The organism is Duganella sp. GW821-FHT07G03 (assembly GCF_059418605.1).
This window is the reverse complement of record NZ_JBWKQE010000011.1, coordinates 49,688-68,948: the sequence shown is the minus strand read 5'-3', so window position 1 is coordinate 68,948 and position 19,261 is coordinate 49,688. Positions and strand designations below refer to the sequence as shown.

Annotated in this window: 14 protein-coding genes; all 14 read right to left on the bottom strand. The window is 62.5% G+C overall.

Translation table 11 applies throughout. The features are described 5' to 3' along the window. Positions 1-26 precede the first annotated feature (26 nt). The 14 genes from typA to AC07OK_RS15830 all read right to left on the bottom strand — a co-directional run bounded on the left by typA (position 27) and on the right by AC07OK_RS15830 (position 18,836). Complete coding sequence (typA, locus tag AC07OK_RS15895) at positions 27-1,859, bottom strand: translational GTPase TypA (RefSeq protein ID WP_494691226.1); 1,833 nt, start codon at positions 1,857-1,859, stop codon at positions 27-29. A gap of 141 nt (positions 1,860-2,000) precedes the next feature. Continuing rightward, positions 2,001-2,936 (bottom strand): tRNA pseudouridine(55) synthase TruB, encoded by a 936-nt coding sequence (truB, locus tag AC07OK_RS15890; protein WP_494691225.1) that lies wholly within the window; start codon positions 2,934-2,936, stop codon positions 2,001-2,003. 13 nt (positions 2,937-2,949) lie between these two features. Next, positions 2,950-3,366 (bottom strand): 30S ribosome-binding factor RbfA, encoded by a 417-nt coding sequence (rbfA, locus tag AC07OK_RS15885; RefSeq protein ID WP_116993391.1) that lies wholly within the window; start codon positions 3,364-3,366, stop codon positions 2,950-2,952. Positions 3,367-3,456: 90 nt separating this feature from the next. Beyond that, a complete protein-coding gene (gene infB / locus AC07OK_RS15880) occupies positions 3,457-6,327 on the bottom strand; it encodes a translation initiation factor IF-2 (RefSeq protein ID WP_494691224.1) in 2,871 nt (956 codons plus the stop codon). Between the two features lie 46 nt (positions 6,328-6,373). Next, entirely contained in the window at positions 6,374-7,939 is a 1,566-nt protein-coding gene (gene nusA, locus AC07OK_RS15875; protein WP_008445733.1) for a transcription termination factor NusA, read from the bottom strand. Then, complete coding sequence (rimP, locus tag AC07OK_RS15870; protein WP_026335094.1) at positions 7,936-8,424, bottom strand: ribosome maturation factor RimP; 489 nt, start codon at positions 8,422-8,424, stop codon at positions 7,936-7,938. Before rimP ends, nusA begins: the two co-directional genes overlap by 4 nt. A 285-nt stretch (positions 8,425-8,709) precedes the next feature. After that, positions 8,710-10,941, bottom strand: coding sequence for a pseudouridine synthase (locus AC07OK_RS15865; protein ID WP_494691223.1), 2,232 nt, complete (start codon positions 10,939-10,941; stop codon positions 8,710-8,712). Beyond that, the gene (gene scpB, locus AC07OK_RS15860; protein WP_494691222.1) at positions 10,934-11,707 is read right to left on the bottom strand and encodes an SMC-Scp complex subunit ScpB; all 774 of its coding nucleotides are present in this window, start codon (positions 11,705-11,707) and stop codon (positions 10,934-10,936) included. The genes AC07OK_RS15865 and scpB overlap by 8 nt, the downstream gene beginning before the upstream one ends. A 321-nt stretch (positions 11,708-12,028) precedes the next feature. After that, a complete protein-coding gene (locus AC07OK_RS15855) occupies positions 12,029-13,054 on the bottom strand; it encodes a glucokinase (protein ID WP_494691221.1) in 1,026 nt (341 codons plus the stop codon). A gap of 222 nt (positions 13,055-13,276) precedes the next feature. Continuing rightward, positions 13,277-14,230, bottom strand: coding sequence for a VTT domain-containing protein (locus AC07OK_RS15850; RefSeq protein WP_494691220.1), 954 nt, complete (start codon positions 14,228-14,230; stop codon positions 13,277-13,279). 25 nt (positions 14,231-14,255) lie between these two features. Then, on the bottom strand, positions 14,256-15,953 hold the full coding sequence (locus AC07OK_RS15845) for an ABC transporter ATP-binding protein (RefSeq protein WP_494691219.1): 1,698 nt from the start codon (positions 15,951-15,953) through the stop codon (positions 14,256-14,258). After that, the gene (locus tag AC07OK_RS15840; RefSeq protein ID WP_494691218.1) at positions 15,953-17,053 is read right to left on the bottom strand and encodes an ABC transporter permease; all 1,101 of its coding nucleotides are present in this window, start codon (positions 17,051-17,053) and stop codon (positions 15,953-15,955) included. Before AC07OK_RS15840 ends, AC07OK_RS15845 begins: the two co-directional genes overlap by 1 nt. Beyond that, a complete protein-coding gene (locus tag AC07OK_RS15835) occupies positions 17,050-17,988 on the bottom strand; it encodes an ABC transporter permease (RefSeq protein ID WP_494691217.1) in 939 nt (312 codons plus the stop codon). Before AC07OK_RS15835 ends, AC07OK_RS15840 begins: the two co-directional genes overlap by 4 nt. Continuing rightward, positions 17,985-18,836, bottom strand: a complete 852-nt coding sequence (locus AC07OK_RS15830; protein ID WP_494691216.1) for a periplasmic substrate-binding domain-containing protein — start codon at positions 18,834-18,836, stop codon at positions 17,985-17,987. Before AC07OK_RS15830 ends, AC07OK_RS15835 begins: the two co-directional genes overlap by 4 nt. Positions 18,837-19,261 lie beyond the last annotated feature (425 nt).

The following is a 19,261-nucleotide window of genomic DNA, read 5'->3' as shown; positions in this document are numbered from 1 at the left end:
GCGGTTTGGACTGCTACGAAGCGGGATTACGCGTCGCGCGATGCCTTCTTACGCTCGTGCTCTTTCAGGAAGCGCTTGCGCAGGCGGATCGATTTCGGGGTGATTTCCACCAGTTCGTCGTCGGCGATGAATTCGACTGCGTATTCCAGCGACATCTGGATAGGCGGCACCAGGCGCACGGCTTCATCGGTACCCGACGAACGCACGTTGGTCAGCTGCTTGCCCTTGATCGGGTTGACGACCAGGTCGTTGTCGCGCGAGTGGATGCCGATGATCATGCCTTCGTACACTGGGTCGTTGTGGACCACAAACATACGGCCGCGATCCTGCAGTTTCCAGATGGCGTAGGCGACGGCGGCGCCGTCGTCCTGCGAGATCAGCACGCCGTTGCGACGGCCGGCCATTTCGCCACGGCTGTTGTCAACCGGTGCGTATTCGTCGAACACGTGCGACATCAGGCCGGTACCGCGGGTCAGGGTCATGAATTCGCCCTGGAAGCCGATCAGGCCACGCGCTGGAATCTTGTATTCCAGACGCACACGGCCTTTGCCGTCCGATTCCATGTTCTGCAGGTCGCCACGACGACGGCCCAGTTCTTCCATCACGCCGCCCTGGTTGGCTTCTTCGACGTCAACGCTCAGCTGCTCAAACGGCTCGTGGCGCACGCCATCGACCATCTTGAACACCACGCGTGGACGCGACACGGCCAGCTCGAAGCCTTCGCGACGCATGTTTTCGATCAGGATGGTCAGGTGCAGCTCGCCGCGGCCCGACACTTCAAAGATGGTGTCGTCGTCGGTCGGCGCTACGCGCAGGGCAACGTTGGCTTTCAGTTCGCGGTCCAGGCGGTCGCGCAGCTGACGGCTGGTGACGAACTTGCCTTCGCGGCCGGCCAGTGGCGAGTTGTTGACCATGAAGTTCATGGTCAGGGTAGGCTCGTCGACGGTCAGCATTTCCAGCGCATCCGGGGTGTCCGGCTGGCAGATGGTCGAACCGATGCCGATTTCGTCGATACCGTTGATCAGCACGATGTCGCCGGCGACGGCTTCGTCAACCAGCACGCGCTCCAGGCCCTTGAAGTTCAGCACCTGGTTGATGCGGCCCTTGATCGGGGTCGAGTCAGGACCGTTCAGGACGATGACGTCCTGGCCGGACTTGATGCGGCCGCGCGAGATACGGCCAATGCCGATCTTGCCGACGTAGGACGAGTAGTCCAGCGAGGTCACTTGCATCTGCAGCGGGCCGTCTGGATTGTCGTCACGCACAGGCACGTGCTTCAGGATCGCTTCGAACAGCGGGGTCATGTCGCCTTCGCGGGTTTCCGCGTCCAGGCTGGCGTAACCGTTCAGTGCCGATGCGTACACAACCGGGAAGTCCAGCTGCTCGTCGGTGGCGCCCAGTTTGTCGAACAGTTCGAAGGTCTGGTTGATCGCCCATTCAGCGCGCGCGCCCGGACGGTCGATCTTGTTGACCACGACGATAGGCTTCAGGCCCAGCGCCAGTGCCTTGCGGGTCACGAAGCGGGTCTGTGGCATCGGGCCTTCCTGGGCATCGACCAGCAGCAGAACCGAGTCCACCATCGACAGTACACGTTCCACTTCGCCGCCGAAGTCGGCGTGGCCTGGGGTGTCGACGATGTTGATGTGGGTGCCTTCGTACTCAACCGCGCAGTTCTTCGACAGAATGGTAATGCCGCGTTCTTTTTCGAGGTCGTTCGAGTCCATCACGCGGGTTTCAACTTGCTGGTTTTCGCGGAAGGTACCGGATTGACGCAGCAGTTTGTCCACCAGGGTAGTTTTACCGTGGTCAACGTGGGCGATGATGGCGATGTTGCGAATTGCGCGTTTTGTAGTAGACATGGTCGTTATATTTGCTGAAAAACTGCGGGTGCGTACTTATCGTACGAGAGTGGCCAATTTCTGGAACCGCGTAGTATAGCATGTTGCGGTGCAACTCCCTCTGAAATACTGAATATTTTCAAAGAGTTGCTTTATTGGGGCTTAGGGTTGGACAAAGGCGATCAAACGTTCCGGCGCCAGGATGCTGTACTCGCCCAGCATGGCGGTGCCGAGCAGCTTGTCGTCGAGGTAGACGCGGACCCTGCCTTCTTCGGCAGGCACCGGGTTTGCCAAATTCGCTTCCTCCTTGCCCAGCGCCAGGCGCTGGCCATTGAGGAAGCGCTTGGCCAGCTCGGCGTTCAGTTGCACGGCCGGGAAACTGGCCAGCAGCGCATCGACCGGCGCCAGCAGGCTGAGCGGCGCCTCGTGCGCGCTCAACTGCTCCAAGGTCAGCATGCCCTCCATGGTCAGCGGACCGACCTGGGTGCGGCGCAGCGCGTTCAGATGGGCGCCGCAGCCGAGTGCGTCGCCGATGTCCTGGCCCAGCACGCGGATGTAAGTGCCCTTGCTGCACGTGACCACCAGCTTCAGGAACGGCGCCTCGTAGGACACCAGCTCCAGCTTGTGGATGATGACGTTGCGCGCTTCGCGCTCGAGCGTGATGCCGGCGCGGGCGTACTCGTACAGCGGCTTGCCGTCGCGCTTCAAGGCCGAATACATGGGCGGCACTTGCGCGATCGGGCCGCGGAATTTTTCCAGCACGACGTGGATCTGCTCCAGCGTGACGTTGACGTCGCGACTGGCGATGACTTCGCCTTCGGTGTCGCCGGTGTCGGTGGTCTGGCCCAGGTGCACCGTGGTTTCGTAGGTCTTGTCGGCTTCCAGCAAGTCCTGCGAGAACTTGGTGGCCTCGCCAAAGCACAACGGCAGCAGGCCGGTGGCGAACGGGTCGAGCGTGCCGGTATGGCCGGCCTTCTTGGCGTTCAGCACGCGCTTGGCCTTGATCAGTGCATCGTTGCTGGAGAAGCCAACCGGCTTGTCGAGCAGCAGCACGCCGTCGACCAGGTCGCGGACTTTTTTAGGATGGTTTTGCTTCATCGGTGCAGCGTGCTTACTCGCCGTCCTTGTTCTCTTCGGCTGGCGCCTGGTCGTCGTCGAGCGAGCGGGTGCTGTTGGCCTGGTCGATCAGCAGGGACAGTTCCATGCCGCGCGCGGTCGAGGTGTCGTGCACGAAGTGCAGCATCGGCAGCGTGTGGATGTGCAGGCGCTTGCCCAGCTGGCCACGCATGTAGCCGGCCGCGGCGGACAGGCCGTCGACGGTGTTCTTGACCTGCTCCTTGCTGTCTTTCAGCATGGTGAAGAAGATCTTGGCGTGCGCGTAGTCCGGGGTCACCTGCACTTCGGTGATGGTGATCATGCCGACGCGCGGGTCCTTGAGCTCGTAAGCGATGATTTCGGACAGGTCGCGCTGGATCTGGTCGGCCACGCGCTGACCGCGCTGGGGTATGTTTTTACTATGTTTAGCCATGATATACGGTACTGCTTTCCATAAACGCCAAGTGGACGGTAGCAAGTATGCTCCCGTCCACCCGGTTAAAACTACTCTAATCGCAACTGATTACAGCGTACGAGCGATTTCCTGAACTTCGAACACTTCCAGGGAGTCGCCCACCTGGATGTCGTTGTAGTTCTTCAGCGACAGACCGCACTCCAGGCCGGCGCGTACGTCTTTCGCGTCGTCCTTGAAGCGTTTGAGCGAGTCGATCTCGCCGGTCCACACCACGATGTTGTTGCGCAGCAGGCGTACCGAGGACGAACGCTTGACCACGCCATCGGTGACCAGGCAACCGGCGATGGCGCCGACTTTCGAGACCAGGATGACCTGGCGAATCTCGACCTGACCGATAACGGTTTCGCGCTTCTCCGGTGCCAACATGCCCGACAACGCCGATTTGATCTCGTCGATCGCATCGTAAATGATGTTGTAGTAGCGAATGTCCACGCCGTTCGACTCGGCCAGCTTGCGCGCCTGTGCATCGGCACGGGCGTTGAAGCCGATGATGACCGCTTTCGAGGCGACCGCCAGGTTGACGTCCGATTCGGTGATGCCGCCGACCGCTGCGTGCACAACCTGTACACGCACTTCGGAAGTCGACAGTTTCTGCAAGGAGCTGACCAACGCCTCTTGCGAACCCTGCACGTCGGTTTTGATGATCAGCGGCAGGTTCTTGACTTCGCCTTCGGCCATCTGGTCGAACATGTTTTCCAGCTTCGCGGCTTGCTGCTTGGCCAGTTTCACGTCGCGGAACTTACCTTGACGGAACAGGCCGATCTCACGGGCTTTACGCTCGTCAGCCATGACCATGACTTCTTCACCGGCTTGCGGCACTTCGGTCAGGCCCTGGATTTCGACCGGGATCGAAGGACCGGCTTCGTTGATCGACTTGCCGTTTTCATCCAGCATCGCACGAACGCGACCGAAGGAGGAACCAGCCAGGATCACGTCGCCGCGCTTCAAGGTACCGGACTGCACCAGGATGGTCGCGACCGGGCCCTTGCCCTTGTCCAGACGTCCCTCGACCACCAGACCGCGCGCAGGCGCATCGATCGGGGCTTTCAGTTCCAGCACTTCGGCCTGCAGCAGCACTTGTTCCAGCAGGGCGTCGATACCGACACCGGTCTTGGCCGACACCGGCACGAATGGCGATTCGCCACCGTATTCTTCCGGCACCACTTGTTCGGCAACCAGTTCCTGCGTCACACGGTCAACGTTGCCGCCCGGTTTGTCGATCTTGTTGATCGCCACCACCAGAGGCACGCCGGCCGCTTTCGCGTGGGCGATCGCTTCCTTCGTCTGCGGCATCACGCCGTCGTCCGCCGCCACCACCAGGATGACGATGTCGGTGGCTTTCGCACCGCGGGCACGCATGGCCGTAAAGGCTTCGTGACCTGGCGTATCGAGGAAGGTGATCATGCCGCCTGGCGTGTTCACGTGGTACGCGCCGATGTGCTGGGTAATGCCACCAGCTTCGCCGGACGCCACTTTGGCGCGGCGGATGTAATCCAGCAGCGAGGTCTTGCCGTGGTCGACGTGACCCATGACGGTGACCACCGGAGCGCGCGGCAGCGATTCGAAGTGAGCGTGCTCACCCTGGTCGGCCAGCAGTGCTTCCGGATCGTCCATCTCGGCGGCGAACGCCTTGTGGCCCATTTCCTCGACCAGAATCATCGCGGTTTCCTGGTCCAGCACCTGGTTGATGGTGCACATCTGGCCCAGCTTCATCAGTTGCTTGATGACTTCGGAAGCCTTGACGGACATCTTGTGCGCCAGTTCGGCCACGGTGATGGTTTCCGGCACGTAGACGTCTTTGATGACGGCTTCGGTCGGCGCCTGGAAATTGGTTTCGCGGTCATCGGCGTGCGAGCCACGACGGCCGCCACCCTTGCCACCACTGCGCCAACCGTCACGGCCACCGGAACCGGTGTTGCCACGACCCTTGTTGGCGGTGCTGCCAGGTGCGCCGCGTTTCTTGGCGTCGTCCTGCCAGGTCGACGAGACATTGGCCGACTTGATCGACTTCTTGTCCGCGGTGACCGGCTTCTTGTCGCCAGGCTTGTCGCCAGGTTTGGCAACGGCGCCGGTGGCTGGCTTGTGCAGCGTGCCTTCGGCAACCTTGGCCTTGACCGGCACCGGCACTGGTTCAGGGGCTTTGATGGCGCGGCGCGGCGCGTTCATCATGGCCTTGATCTGGGCAACTTCGTCAGCCACGGCTTTGCGTGCCAGCTCGGTGGCGGCCGCTTTGTCGGCGGCTTCCTTGGCGGCGACGGCAGCCTTCTTCTTGGCTTCGTCGGCAGCGGCTTTCTTCTTCTCTTCGGCGGCGGCGTCGGCCACAACCGGCGCAGCGCCGGCAGCGGTGGCGGTCGCGGCGGCAGCGGCCTTGGCGGCGGCTTTCTTCGCTTCGGAGTCGGCTTCCTTCTTGGCTTCGGCTTCGGCGGCGGCGGTGGCTCTCGCTTGCGCTTCCTTCTCCGATTCCAGCTTGGCCAGGCGTTCCTGCTTCTCGCGCAGTTCAGCTTCCTGGCGTGCGATCAGTTCTGCTTGCTTACGTGCGTCTTCTTCACGGCGAGCGACTTCAGCGGCGTCAACCACCGGGGCGGCAGGCGCCACCGGCGCGGCGGCGACCGGCTCGTCGCGCTGGACGAAGGTGCGAACCTTCTTCACAGCGACCTGAATCGTGCGGGCCTTGCCATTGGCGTCGGCCTGCTTGATTTCAGTGGTTTCTTTGCGCGTCAGCGTGATCTTCTTCTTTTCGGTATCAGCCGATGCACCGTGGGTACGGCGCAAGTGATCAAGCAGCTTATCCTTATCATCTTTCGACAATGGATCTGACGTCGAACTTTTTTCGACGCCGGCAGAACGCAGCTGCGTCAGCAGCAAATCTGCAGGCATCTTCAGTTCGGTGGCAAATTGGGCTACGTTGTTACTCGCCATTCAGTCCTCTTTTCTATGTGTCGCGGAGATGATAAAGATACTCAAATTAAGCCTTTGCGGATTCGGCAAGACTCCATGCCTTGGCTTGCAAGCCTTTGGCACGATCGTCGTACTTTGAGTCAACCAACTTCATCTCATCGTCGGTCACATCTTCAAATTCACTCTTAATCAGTTCTCGTGCACGGTCGGCGGACAGGGCCAGGATGGCGCCAAATTCGTCGTAAGCCAGTGCAGCAAATGCTTCTACAGTCTTGATACCAGCCAGGCCCAGCTTGCCGGCGGTGATGCGGTCCATGCCTTCCAGACCGACCAGCGCCTCGTCCATGCCTTCCAGGCCTTCTTCCGAAGCGATCGCTTCGGTGACCAGGGCGTCACGGGCGCGGGTGCGCAGTTCGTTGACGGTATCTTCGTCGAACGATTCGATTTCCAGCATTTCGGAGATCGGCACGTAAGCGATTTCTTCCAGGCTGGCAAAGCCCTCTTCCACCAGGATGTCGGCGACTTCCTGGTCGACGTCCAGTTTTTCCATGAACAGTGCACGCACCGCCGCGGTTTCCTGGGCTGCCTTGTCGGCCGATTCTTCGGCCGTCATGATGTTGATCTTCCAGCCGGTCAGGTCGGAAGCGAGGCGCACGTTCTGGCCGGAGCGGCCGATCGCGATCGCCAGGTTTTCTTCGTCGACCACGACGTCCATCGCATGCTTCTCTTCGTCGACCATGATCGACGAGACGTTGGCCGGAGCCAGCGCGCCGATGACGAACTGCGCCGGATCTTCGGACCACAGCACGATGTCGACGCGTTCGCCGCCCAGCTCGCCGGTCACGGCCTGCACGCGCGAACCGCGCATGCCGACGCAGGTACCGATCGGGTCGATGCGCTTGTCGGCCGTGTAGACGGCGATCTTGGCGCGGACGCCGGCGTCGCGCGCCGCCGATTTAATTTCCAGCATACCCTGCTCGATTTCCGGCACTTCCAGCTCGAACAGCTTCATGATGAAGTCTGGAGCGGTGCGCGACAGGATCACTTGCGGGCCGCGCATATTGCGGTCGATACGCAGGATGAAGGCGCGGACGCGGTCACCGATACGCAGGTTTTCTTTCGGGATCATCTGGTCGCGTGGCAGGCGGGCTTCGATCTTGCCCGACTCGACGATCGCGTCGCCGCGTTCCATGCGCTTGATGGTGCCGGTGACGAGCGAGTCGCCGCGCTCCAGGAAGTCCACCAGGATCTGTTCGCGCTCGGCGTCACGCACGCGCTGCAGCACGACCTGTTTGGTGTCTTGAGCAAAGCGGCGGCCGAATTCGACGGACTCGATAGGCTCTTCGATGTGGTCGTCCACTTCGATGTCCGGAATCTGTTCCTTGGCTTCGAAGTGCAGAATCTCCTGGTCCGGCAGTTGCAGGCCAGCCTCGTCGGGCACAACGTGCCAGCGACGGAAGGATTCGAACTCACCCGACTCGCGGTCGATCGAAACGCGAATATCGACTTCACCTTCATAGCGTTTCTTCGTGGCTTGCGCCAACGCGAACTCCAACGCGCCGAAAACCACATCTTTATCGACGTTTTTCTCACGCGCCAGCGCGTCTACCAATAACAAAACTTCGCGACTCATGCTTTGCGTCCCTTAAAAACCACCTGTGGCACCAAGCGTGCCTTATCCATATCGGCGAGCGTAAACTCCAACAGCGCCGGACCATCAGTACCTTCAAATTCCAACGACAAATTATCGCCCTGGGGTTCTTGCAGAATCCCCTGGAACGATTTCCGGTTGTTCGTACCCGGCATTGCGGTGCGCAGTTTGACGATTGCTTCGCAACCGGCAAAGCGCACGAAATCTTCCAGCTTGCGCACGGGGCGATCCAGCCCTGGCGACGAGATTTCGAGACGCTCGTAGTTCACGTTCTCGACCGTCAGCACGTGCGACAACTGGTGACTGACCGTAGCGCAATCTTCTACGGTAATCGGGCCTTTTTCCTCGGCATCGGCGGCGGTGAAATCGATAAAGACGCGCAGCACTCCGCGCTCGGCCCGTTCGACATCAACCAGCTCATAGCCCAGACCGGCGACGGTCTTTTCAATTAAATCCGGCAGCTGCAAGAAATTCTCCAAATCAAGGCCTGTTTCCAACTTATTAAAAACAGGCCGTTCAAAACGGTTCACCAAAAAAAAAATGGGCATCTGCCCATCTTCTTGTAATACCAACCAGATGAAAGCATTCTCAGGGAAGGACCCTGCGAAGAACTTTTACTAGGCTGGTTATTATAACCTTATATGATCTGCGCTGCAATGCCGCACGGGGCGGAAAAGCAGGCTTACAACAATTCATAACCGGCTACAAGCCTTACAAACAGGGGCTTGCGCCCCATTTGCACGCGGCGGGACTTAACCCTTGCGGCGACGCGGCATGCCATGATCGATGGCGCCGCCACGCGGTGGCTGGTTGCGGCGCGGCGCGCTGGCATTACCAAAACCGAAGGTGGTTTGCAGCGGATCCGGCTGACGCGGACCGCGGCTCGGACCCTTGGCCGATTGACCGCCGCCCTGACCACCTTGGCCGCCTTGGCCGCCTTGACCGCCCTGCCCACCCTGGCCGCCTTGCGGACGACCCTGACCCTGTGGACGACCACCCTGGCCTTGCGGACGCGCCGGGCCTTCGCCCAGCGGACGGCCGCCGGCGTAACCGCCGATGCCTTGTGGACGACCGCCTGGACGGCTGGACGTCTGCGCGCCGGCAGGACGCCCCTGGCCATTGCCGTTGCCGCCTGGGCGACCGCTGCCCTGGGCGCCGCCTGGACGACCCTGTCCACCACCACCCGGACGGCCCTGGCCGCCGCCGAAACCGCCCTGGCCACGGCCATTGCCGCGTGGGACCTTGGCGAATGGCATGGCGTTGTCATTGCTGACGTCGGCGCGGTTGAAGTTCGGTTCGTCGTGATCATCCTCGTCATCGTCGAAATCGCGATCGTCGCGCTCGGCGTTGCGGCCGCGCTGCGGACGCTGCTCAGGACCCTTGTTCTGGGCCGGCTTGGCTTGCTGCGGGCCTTTGCCTCGCGGCGCGGCTGGCGCATCGCTGCCCTTCTTGTCGACGCCGTACGCGCTCAACATGTCGCGCACGGTGTTTTCTTCCAGCTCTTCCCAGCGGCCGCGTTTCAGGCTGCTTGGCAGGCTCATCGCGCCGTAGCGGGTGCGGATCAGGCGCGACACGGTCAGGCCGATCGCTTCGAACATGCGGCGCACTTCGCGGTTACGGCCTTCGCCGATGATCACGCGGTACCACTTGTTGATGCCTTCGCCGCCGCCGTCGGCGATCTTAGTGAACTGCGCCAGGCCGTCTTCCAGCTCGACACCGGCCAGCAGCTTCTGGCGCATGCCCTCTTCCAGCACACCCAGCGTACGCACCGCGTACTCACGGTCGATGTGGTAGCGCGGGTGCATCAGGCGGTTGGCCAGGTCACCGGAGGTGGTGAACAGCAGCAGGCCTTCGGTGTTGAAGTCCAGGCGGCCGACGGCCAGCCATTTACCTGCCTTCATGGTCGGCAGGCGATCGAACACCGATGGACGGCCTTCCGGATCGTCCATCGAAACGATTTCGCCGGCAGGCTTGTGGTACACCAGCACGCGCGGCGGCTTCTTGCTGACGCGGCGCTGGATCAGCTTGCCGTTGATGCGCACGGCATCGGTCGGCAGGATGCGCTGGCCGATGTGGGCCGGCTCGCCATTGACCGACACGCGGCCGGCAACGATCAGGTCTTCCATGTCGCGGCGCGAACCCAGACCGGCTTCGGCCAGGACTTTGTGCAGCTTCGGTGCGTCGTCGTCCGAGGTCAGGTCGCGGCGCACCACTTTCGGCGCGGCGTGACGGCCCTTGGCCGGCTCGTCGCTATCGAAGGCGTCCGAGGTGACGTAGGAGAATGCGGCATCCGCATCGTTGGGCTTGGCGCCGCCGGCGTTCGGGCCGCCGCGTTGCGGCTTGCCGTTCTTGCCTTTGGCGTTCTTGCCGTTGCGCTGGCCGTCGGGACGCGGACCGCGCTCGTGGCGCGGCTTACCGCCTTCGACCGGCGCTGCGCCGTCGACTGCGGCAGCGGCTTCGCCCTCGACGGCTGCCACTGGTTCCGGACGCGGCGGCATCAGGGCTTCACGCACGGCGCGCTGCTCGCGCATCTGGCGTGGGCCACGTGGACCGCGTGGGCCGCGCGCTGCACGTTCGCCTTCAGCAGGAGCGGCTTGCGCTTCAACTGCTGGAGCCAGGGCTGCGGCTGGGGCGGCTTGCGCTGCATCCACTGCCGGCGCGGCGGCCGGCTTCTTGGCGCGCGGAGCCTTGACCGGCGCTTCGGCTGCCGCTGGCGCGGCGGCTTGCGGCGCCGCTTCGACGGCCTCGACCGACTTGGCGGCCGGCTTGGCGCGCGGCTTTTTCACTGGGGCCGGCGCATCGGCGGCGGCCACTTCGGCTTCCGCCTTGGGCTTGCGCTTGGCCTTGGCGGCGACTGGCGCATCGGCGGACGCGGCGGCTGCCGAATCGGCTTCAATCTGGGCTTTGGTGCGACGTTTAGGCTTGACGGCCACTTCGGCCGGCACTACGTCGTTGACTGTCTCTGGGGAATTAGGATTATTCATTATTCGTTTCTTGGTTGTGCTCAGCGTCAACCGTTACATCGGGCGCGGATTGTGTTTGTGCTTCGTGGCCGGCTTCCGGGCTAGTCGCGGCTTCTGCTTCGGCCACTGGCAACTCGCTTTCCGTACCATCTGTTTGTTGCGCGGCATTGTGTGCCGCCTTGTCAAAGTTTTCCTGCAAGGCCGCTTCCAGCGCTGCCATGTCCGGGCCACCGCCTTGCGTATCACTGATTTGCTGCAAAGGAGGCAGCTGGGACAGCGAATTCAAACCCAGATCATCTAAAAACTGCTTGGTGGTGCCCAGCAATGCCGGGCGGCCGACGACGTCGCGGTAACCGATGGCATCTACCCAGCCACGGTCTTCCAGCATCTTGATCGTCTGCGAATTGACGGCTACGCCGCGTATCTCTTCAATATCACCCCGCGTCACCGGCTGCCGGTAGGCGATGATCGCCAGTGTTTCCAGCGTCGCCCGCGAGTACTTGGGCGGCCGTTCCGGGTTCATGCGATCGAGGTACAACTTCATCTCGGGGCGGCTCTGGAAGCGCCAGCCGGTCGACAGGCTGATCACTTCAACACCCTTACCGGCCCAGTCCAGCCTCAATTCTTCGAGCAATTCCTTGATCGTATCGGAACCGACTCCGGGTCCGCGCGGCCTGTCCTGGTCATCCACCTCGACAAACAGCTTCTTCAGACTGTGGATCGACAATGGCTCACGAGCGCATAGCAAAGCGGTTTCGAGGACTCTTTTAGCCTCTGCTGTATCCATAGCAATCTTGTGGTTGCATTTTCATGCAAGAAAGAATTCAATCACATTCAGTGAGGCAATAGCGGCATCTACGATGCTGCCTGCAGGTATAACTCGCTGAAGCTGTTTTTTCCGACGCCTGGGCCGATGTGCGCCAAGCGGGAGAGAGGGACATGCCGGCAATGGCCGAGGCCCTTGCTTTCTACGTGAAACGTGGCCGGGGAGCGCGGTTTTCGGGCGAAAACACACGTGACCGATCAAAGACATTTCATCCAACAAATCGAATTGTACCTGATAAAACGGCAAAAAGCGCATTTCGCCGTCATCGAAATGTAACTAGCCTTACGCGGCAGCAAGTCTTTCCGACAAGATTGCGGAAACACCCACAAATGCGGGGTACTCGGCGGTGATGACCCAGGTCGGCACTTCGGACAGGTAATGGCAGAAACGGCCCTTGGCTTCGAAGCGGGCGCGGAAGCCGGAACGGTCGAAACGCTCGCCCAGGCGCGGGACGATGCCGCCGCCTATATAAATGCCGCCCTGCGCACCCAGGGTGATCGCCAGGTTGCCGGCAACCGTGCCCAGCATGCAGCAGAACGCTTCGATGACTTCGTCGCACAAGGTGCATTCGCCGGCCAGCGCGCGGCGCGAGATTTCGGCGGCGCTCAGCTTTTCGGCCGGCATGTCGGTGTGGTCGGCCAGGGCGCGGTAGATCAGTTCGATGCCGGCGCCGGACATCAGGCGCTCGGCGGAGACGTGGTCGAATTCTTTCCAGGCGAATTGCAGGATGGCGACTTCGGTGGCGTTGGCCGGCGAGAAGGTGACGTGGCCGCCTTCGCTCAGCAAGGCGGTCCAGCCGTCTTTGCCCGGGATCAGGCCGGAAACGCCGAGGCCGGTGCCGGCGCCGATCAGGCCCAGCGGCGTGCCGGCGATGCCGTTGCCGCCGCCGACCTGGTGTTTCTGGGAGGCCGACAGCTGCGGCAAGGAGCTCGCCAGCGCGGTGAAGTCGTTGACGACGACCAGGATGTCGAAGTTGACTTCGCGGCGCAGCGCCTCGATCGAGAATTCCCAGTGGTGGTTGGTCATGCGCACCATGTCGCCGGTGACCGGATTGGCGATAGCGATCGCGCCATTCCGGATACCGCTGACGCCGGCCTGGGCGACGGTCGGCGAGGCCAGATAGGCAACCAGGGCGGCGGCCAGGGTTGGATATGCGGCGCAAGCCAATACTTCGATCGCCTCAATCTTGCCCGGGGCGGTCTCCAGCGCAAAGCGCGCGTTGGTGCCGCCGATGTCCGCCAGCAGACGCGGGCCACCAGGGAAAGCAGTGGTCAGGGAGGGAGGCGTTTGGAGGGACTGAGCTGTCATGATAGATCGAAAATAGTTGAGGCCTAAGCTTAAGGTATTTTCACTCCGCGAGGCAAGCGAAGTTTGTAGTTTTAGTACACATGCAGCAGCTTTGCCACATGAAATTACAAATTGGAATTTTTTTTGCGTAGTATGACTACGATTTTTAAGATGACGGCAAACAGTGGCAGCGCTTCCATTTTCGGGCAAAAAAAACCGCCCAAACGGGCGGCGACCGCGGGATCAAACCGAGGCCGTGCTGCCCTCGTTTACCTCGCGGGGCGCGCCGAAGGCGGCGTTCCAGGCGTCGAGGCCGCCGTGCAGCGGCTTGGCGTGCTGGTAGCCGTGGCCGATCAGTTCCTTCGCCACGTGGGCGGCGGTGACGTCGTTCGGGCAGCTGCAATAGACGATGATGTGGTGGTTCTTGTCCAGCGCGATCAGCTCCGGGATCGGCTCGCCGCCGTTGAACAGCAGCGCGCCCGGCACGGCCGGCTCCAGCATCTGCGCCGTCACGCTGCGGGCGTCGACCAGCACCGGCGCCTTGCCCTGCTCCAGCAATTTCTTCAGGTCGTCGATGGTGATGCGGTCGATCTCGACCGACTGGCGGAAACGCTTGCGCTCGATATATTTAAAACCGATGAACAAAACCAGCAACACGCCCAGCACCATCAGCGCGGTGGTGCCCATGGTGCTGAGGATCTCCAGCACCTGGTCGATCTGGGTGTGGAAGCCGGCGCCGATGGCGATGCCGGTGCCGCTCCAGACGATGGCGCCGGCGACGCTGAATCCGAGGAAGACGCCATTGCTGGTGCCCATGGCGCCGGCCAGCGGCGGCGCGATCGTGTTGAATCCGGGAATGAACTTGGCCACCACCAGCGCCTTCGGGCCCCAGCGGTTGAAGTTGTCTTCGGTCTGGCTGACGCAGTAATCGGGGGACAGCGAAATCTTGCACAGCAGGCGCAGGATGCGCTTGCCATAGTAGCGGCCGGCGCGGAACCAGAAATAGTCGCTGATCAGACAGGCGATCACGCTCACCGACAGCACGGCCAGCCAGTTGCTGTCGCCGTCCACCGACAGGGCACCGGCCACGATCAGCAGCGGGAACGCGGGAATCGGCAAGCCGATCTGCTCAACCAGCACGATCGCGAACACGATCAGTACGCCGTACTCTTGCAATAAAAGGATTAAATTCGCCATCTGGATATCTTATCTTAAAAAGCGCTTAACCGTGCCGCGGGATCGCCGCCAGCAGCGCCCGCGTGTAGGGGTGCGTGGGGTCGCGGTACAACTGGTCCGAATCGGCCATTTCCACCACTGCGCCCTGGTGCATCACCATCACCTGGTCGGCGATGTATTTCACCACCGACAGGTCGTGCGAGATGAAGATGTAGGACAGGCCGAACTCGTCCTGCAAATCCTGCAACAGGTTCAGCACCTGCGCCTGCACCGACACGTCCAGCGCGGACACCGACTCGTCGCACACCAGGATCTCCGGCTTCATCGTCAGGCAGCGCGCGATGGCGATGCGCTGCCGCTGGCCGCCGGAAAACTCGTGCGGGTAACGCTGGAAGGCAGATGCGGGCAGCCCGACCTTTTCCAATAGCCCATGGGCGATGGCGGTGCGCTCGCGGTCGTCGGCGCCGATGCGGTGGATGCGCATCGGCTCCAGCAGAATCTGCCCCACCGTGAAGCGCGGGTTCAGCGACGCATACGGGTTCTGGAAGATGATCTGGATGCGGCGCTTGTATGCCTGGAATTCGCGCGCGGTCATCGCCAGCAGATCGCGGCCGTCGAACATGGCGCTGCCGCCGGTGGCCTGGTGCAGCCGCAACAAGGTCAGGCCGACGGTGGTCTTGCCGGAACCGGATTCCCCCACCACGCCCAGGGTCTTGCCGCGCGCCAGCGTGAACGACACATCCTTCACGGCCTGGAACTCGCGCTTGCCGAACCAGCCTTGGCGCAGATAGAAGCTCTTGCTCAGATTGTTCACCACCAGCACCGGCTGGTCGTCCGGACGGTAGCCGCGCTGGCGTTCCAGCGGATGCAGCGGGTGCAATGGCGTCACGCCCTGCCCTTCGGCGAGGTAGTCGGCGATCACCGGCAGATGCCATGGCCGCGCGTCCAGCGATGGACGGCAGTGCAGCAGCGCCTTGGTGTAGCTGTCCTGCGGCCGCTCCAGCACGTCCTGCGCGGGGCCGGCTTCGCGCACCTCGCCGTGGCGCATGACGACCACGTGGTCGGCGATTTCCGCCACCAGCCCCAGGTCGTGGGTGATGAACAGCACCGCCATCGCATGGCGTTTTTGCAGACGCGCCAGCAGCTCCATGATCTGCTTCTGGATCGTCACGTCCAGAGCGGTGGTCGGCTCGTCGGCGATCAGCAGCTTGGGTTCGCAGGCGATGGCCATGGCGATCATCACCCGCTGCTGCTGGCCGCCGGACATCTGGTTCGGGTAGGCGTCGATCTTGACGGCCGGATCGGGGATGCCGACTTCATCCAGCAATTCCAGCGTGCGGCGGCGGGCCTGGGGCGCGCTCATGCCCATGTGCAGGCGCAGCACCTCGACGATCTGCGCGCCGACCGTGAAGACCGGATTCAGCGACGACATCGGCTCCTGGAAGATCATCGCGATGTCCTTGCCGCACAGGGCGCGGCGCTCATCGGCGGACAAGGCCAGCAGGTCGCGGCCGTCGAAGCGGATGCGGCTGGCAGGATCGATGACGGTGGTGTCCGGCGGCAGCAGGCCCATCACCGCGAGCGAGCTGACCGACTTGCCGCTGCCAGATTCGCCCACCAGCGCGACCGTGGCGTTGCGCGGGACCCGGAACGACACGCCCCTGACCGCCTCCACCGTGGTGCGGCGGTCGACGCGGAAGGCGATGCGCAGGTCGACGATCTCCAGCAGGTAGTTATCGCTCATCATTTCACCTTGGGATCGAGGGCGTCGCGCAGCGCGTCGGTGAACAGCGAGAAGGCTGTCACCAGCAGCGCCATGGCGATGGCGGCGGCGCTCAGCTGCCACCAGCGGCCGAGTATCAGTTCGTTCTGCGCCTCGTTGAGCATGCTGCCCCAGGACACCACGCCGACCGGCACGCCAAAACCGAGGAAACTGAGGATGACCTCGGCCTTGATGAAGCCCACCACCAGGATCGACATCTGCACCAGCGCCACATGGCTGACGTTGGGGAAGATGTGGGTGAACATCCTGCGCCAGTGCGAGGCGCCGATGGCGTCGGCGGCCAGCACGTATTCGCGCGCCTTGTGCTTGATGTACTCGGCGCGGATCAGGCGGTACGGGCCGGTCCAGCCGGTCAGGCCGAGGATCAGCACGATGGTCAGCACGCCCTTCTGCTGCAAGACGGCGGCCACGGCCAGTATCATCAGCACCGACGGGATGGCGGTGAAGATGCTGTAGAACCAGTTGAAGATATCGTCCACCACGCCGCCGAAGTAGCCGGACAAGGCACCGAACAGCGTGCCCAGCCCCACCGCCAGCAAGGCCGCCACCAGGCCGACCACGATCGAGGTCTCGCCGCCCTTGATGGTTTTCTTGATGATGTCGTGGCCCCATTTGTCGCCGCCGAACGGCAGCGTCGCCAGACGGCCAGCGCCAGCAGGGCTTGCGGCGACAGCTCCCGCCCGCCCGCGCAGCTGCGCCAGATCGTCGGCCAGCGGATCGGCCACGCCGTACATGTCGGGCGCGCCCTCGCCCGCCAGTTGCGCGCGCAAGGCGCGGATGTCGTCGGCCAGCGGATCGAAGGGATTGTCGGGCAAGGCTTGCGCCGCCTGGACCGGCGCCAGCGGCGCCGCCGGCATGGCGCCGACAAAGCCCGGCGGCGCATAATTGACGCCGACCTCGTCCTCCCAGTCCGCCGCGATCAAGCCGCCGGCCGACAGCACCAGCATCAGCAGGAAAACCGCGACCACGGCCAGCGACACCATGGCCACACGGTCCGCGCACAGGCGCCGCCAGGCCAGCCGCCACAATCCGGGCGAGACGTGATGCACGACGGCCGTCATGTCAGCTGCACCCGCGGATCGACCGCCTGGTACATCAAGTCCGTCAACAGGTTGAACAGCATGGTGGCCGCCGCCACATAGACGGTGATCGCCTTGATCACCGGGAAGTCGCTGCGCTCGACCGCCAGGATCACCTCGCGGCCGATGCCGGGAATGCCGAAGAAACGCTCCAGCAGGAAGGCGCCGATCAGCAGCGCCGGCAGGTTGGCCATCACGTGGGTGATGATGGGAATGGCCGCGTTGCGCAGCACGTGCACCCACATCACGCGGCGCTCGCTCAGACCCTTGGCGCGCGCGGTGCGCACGTAGTCCTGGCCCACCTCGTCCAGCACGAAGCTGCGGTACAGCCGCAAGGTCGGCGCGATCGACACGGCCAGCCCGATCAGGATGGGCAAGGTGGCGTAGCGCAGCAGGTTTTCCCAGAAGCTCACACCCCAGCCCTGCACAGGGAACAGGCCCAGCTTGTAAGCCAGGCCGTACTGGAACACGATGATGTACACCAGGATGCTGATCGACATGCCGACGGTGCAGGCGATCATCACCGCGAGGTCGGTCAGCGAGCCGCGCACGAAGCCCACCGTCAGCGCCAGCGCGATGCCCAGCAAGGTCTCCAGTATGGTCAGCGGCAGCAGCACCGTCAGCGACGGCCCCAGCCGCGTGGCGATGATGTGGGACACCGGCTCGCCCGTCGCCCAGCTCAGGCCGAAGTCAAAGGTGGCGATCTGCTTGATGAAGATCCACAGCTGCACATAGGCCGGCTCATCGACGCCGAGCTGGTGGCGGATGTTGGCGATGCTCTCGGCGTTGGCCATCTTGCCGGCCAGGATGAAAGCCGGATCGCCGCCCACCCAGTTGAACAGCGCGAACACCAGCAGCACCACGCCCAGCATGGTCGGCAGCATCTGCCACAGGCGGCGCACAACATAAGCAATCATTCCTGGTCCTTGCGCTCGATATCGATGTACTTCCATTCCTGGTGCAGGATGGGATGCTTCTTATACCCCAGCACGGACGGTTGCGCCAGCATGCTGCGGTAGCGCGAATAGGCCGGCATGGCCGCCGCCTGCACTTCCAGCAGCCGCGCCATCTTGCGGTACAGCGCGTCGCGCTGCGGTCCGGGCGGCATGCGGTGGCTGGCCTCGTACCACTGGTCGAACCGGGCGTCCTGGTAGCAGCCGTTGTTGTTCTGGTTGATGTTCTTGCCGTAGAACAGCTGCATGAAGTTGTCGCCGTCCGGATAGTCGGCCATCCACTGGTAGGTGCCGTAGCGGTCCAGCAGCTGGTTGGCCAGCGCCGGGTCGCGCATATTCCAGTAGTAATAGGTCAGCACCGGATCGACGATGCGCGACAGCTGGATGCCGCGCGCGGCCAGCTCCGGCCGCAGCTTGCCGTCGACCAGGCCCTTGGGTGACAGCGGGCCGTCCAGCCAGAACAGGTCGGCCTCGCCGCTGGTGAAGGACAGCCAGCGCGACTGGTCCTCCAGCTGGATGCTGATCTCGATGCGGCCGATCTGCAGGATCTTCTCGCCCTTCATCTGGCGCACGATATGTGCGTCGTCGGCGCGGTGGCCGGGGTTTTCTTCGAGCACGGCTGCCGCGCAGCCACTGGCCCAGCCGGTAGACGCCGGTGCCGACCGGATGGCCGGGTCGGGCGTGAAGTGGACGCCCGGCTTCAGGCGGATCAGATCGCTGCGGCCGTCGGCCGACACTTCCGGCAAGGCGGCCGGCGCGGCCAGGCACCAACAGGCGGCGGCCACCGCGGCGGCGAATTTGATGCACTGCATACGCTTCCTCAAGCCGCTGGTAAGTGCCGAAACAATACAACAAATTTTCCGTGGCTGAAATGGCGGCTTGATAGCGATTAACTAAGGGCCGGTTCCGAAAAGCCAAGTCTTGTCGCATAAATGTAACGTTGCATTTCAGAATGAACACAGGTTCACGGGATTGCCACGCACCAACTTGTTGCATCCAACCGACGAGCCTGCAAGATATTCGTTTCTTTTTTGATTGTCATGCAATGTTTCACGTCATTTTTTTGCCGGACGCACCAAATTAGAGCGCTTTTTAGGGCATTTTTGGCACATTGTTGATAACGAGTAAATAATGATAATGAGATATCGCTTTGAAAGTTTGTCCGTTGACAGCAAATGTCGCCGGGTGATCTGATGACTGGATGAAAAGAACGTCAGTGTTTTTTTCGAACGGCAAA

Bases quoted from the DNA above. Each gene is read 5' to 3' on its own strand.
- typA (WP_494691226.1), bottom strand. From the start codon at position 1,859: ATGTCTACTACAAAACGCGCAATTCGCAACATCGCCATCATCGCCCAC.
- truB (WP_494691225.1), bottom strand. From the start codon at position 2,936: ATGAAGCAAAACCATCCTAAAAAAGTCCGCGACCTGGTCGACGGCGTG.
- rbfA (WP_116993391.1), bottom strand. From the start codon at position 3,366: ATGGCTAAACATAGTAAAAACATACCCCAGCGCGGTCAGCGCGTGGCC.
- infB (WP_494691224.1), bottom strand. From the start codon at position 6,327: ATGGCGAGTAACAACGTAGCCCAATTTGCCACCGAACTGAAGATGCCT.
- nusA (WP_008445733.1), bottom strand. From the start codon at position 7,939: ATGAGTCGCGAAGTTTTGTTATTGGTAGACGCGCTGGCGCGTGAGAAA.
- AC07OK_RS15865 (WP_494691223.1), bottom strand. From the start codon at position 10,941: ATGAATAATCCTAATTCCCCAGAGACAGTCAACGACGTAGTGCCGGCC.
- scpB (WP_494691222.1), bottom strand. From the start codon at position 11,707: ATGGATACAGCAGAGGCTAAAAGAGTCCTCGAAACCGCTTTGCTATGC.
- AC07OK_RS15855 (WP_494691221.1), bottom strand. From the start codon at position 13,054: ATGACAGCTCAGTCCCTCCAAACGCCTCCCTCCCTGACCACTGCTTTC.
- AC07OK_RS15850 (WP_494691220.1), bottom strand. From the start codon at position 14,230: ATGGCGAATTTAATCCTTTTATTGCAAGAGTACGGCGTACTGATCGTG.
- AC07OK_RS15845 (WP_494691219.1), bottom strand. From the start codon at position 15,953: ATGAGCGATAACTACCTGCTGGAGATCGTCGACCTGCGCATCGCCTTC.
- AC07OK_RS15840 (WP_494691218.1), bottom strand. From the start codon at position 17,053: ATGACGGCCGTCGTGCATCACGTCTCGCCCGGATTGTGGCGGCTGGCC.
- AC07OK_RS15835 (WP_494691217.1), bottom strand. From the start codon at position 17,988: ATGATTGCTTATGTTGTGCGCCGCCTGTGGCAGATGCTGCCGACCATG.
- AC07OK_RS15830 (WP_494691216.1), bottom strand. From the start codon at position 18,836: ATGCAGTGCATCAAATTCGCCGCCGCGGTGGCCGCCGCCTGTTGGTGC.